The sequence below is a fragment of the Barnesiella sp. CU968 genome (assembly GCF_905219685.1).
GTDB lineage: Bacteria > Bacteroidota > Bacteroidia > Bacteroidales > Muribaculaceae > Lepagella > Lepagella muris_A.
Map to the genome: position 1 here is coordinate 1 of NZ_CAJMXD010000572.1, position 1,267 is coordinate 1,267.

Consider the following 1,267-nt stretch of genomic DNA (forward strand, 5'->3'; position numbering starts at 1 on the left):
GCGTAACCAACATGAATACAGAGTTTAACAATTTCGCATTAACAGATTTTAAGAGACGCCAGTGATTGTCATTCTTGCCGAGATTGAAATTCAGTCCGAGCTGCTGCGACGAGGTGATGCCCCCTGATGATCCGAAACTTGAGAACCTTCCTCTTCCTGAATCCATAAACCCGAGATTATTAGTATTGTTGGCACCCCCCACTAATGATATCTGGTTATTGTCAGTAAACGTGGAGACATTGAATTTGCCTTCATATCTTTTGTCGGTTCCGTAACCGCCTTCTACTGAGCCGAACCAACCGTTTTTCATATTCTTCTTTACCGTAAGATTGATTATAGTCTCTTCCTCGCCGTCATCAACCCCGGTGATTCTTGCAAGGTCGCTTTTCCTGTCTACAACCTGCACTTTATCCACAAGATCCGACGGAAGATTCTTGGTTGCCATCTTTGTGTCATCGCCAAAGAATTCCTTGCCGTCAACAAGTATTTTTGTGACAGTCTTGCCTCCGGAAGTGATAGTCCCCTCGGAATCGACCTCTACACCGGGCAGTTTTTTCAGAAGATCCTCCACAGAAGAGTTTGCCTGTGTCTTGAACGAACCCGCATTGAATTCAATGGTATCCTGCTTGGCGACAACCGCCGCCTTTACCGCTGTAACCACAGCATCATCGAGAGTGACAGATGTCTCCGTCATCTTCAGGGTTCCGAGGTCAAGAACAGTGGTGGTGTCGCGAACTTCTATTATTTTACGGATATCGTCCATGCCTACCATCGTGAGGTTTATGACATAGTTACCCGGCGTTATACCTTTGAAAGAGAAATTTCCCTGAGCCGTAGTTATCATATAACCCTTCCTTACGGAATCAGGATAAGCTATTATCTGGGATGTCACGCCTTGCAGAGGCATGGAATCCGAATCAACTACTTTTCCTCTGACAACCGCAGCCTCGGACAGCGTGGAAATCAGAAGCAGAAGTGTCAATACAAGTATTGCTTTTTTCATGTTTGTTTGTGGAATTTTCCAATGATTGTTTACCTGTAGTTGTGCATATGGCTGTCGGGCGAGCACTTCTTTATGACACAATTTCTTAAAAAAAGTTTAAAAAGGTCACAAAAAAACTTTAGAGCTTGTTTAAAAATAAAAGTGAAATTTGGGGCGGCTCACTCCGGGATAAAATCCATTTAAGGCAAAGGAGCATAGCGGGCTTCTATGTTGCTGTACAAATGATTTGCAGATTTTAACACTTATTTAACACGACTCTCCACA

General features: G+C 43.6%; 1 protein-coding gene. It reads right to left on the reverse strand.

Translation table 11 applies throughout. The features are described 5' to 3' along the window. The coding region (locus tag JX312_RS13775; protein WP_204458490.1) for a TonB-dependent receptor at positions 1–1,003 on the reverse strand (1,003 nt) is incomplete at its 3' end. Positions 1,004–1,267 lie beyond the last annotated feature (264 nt).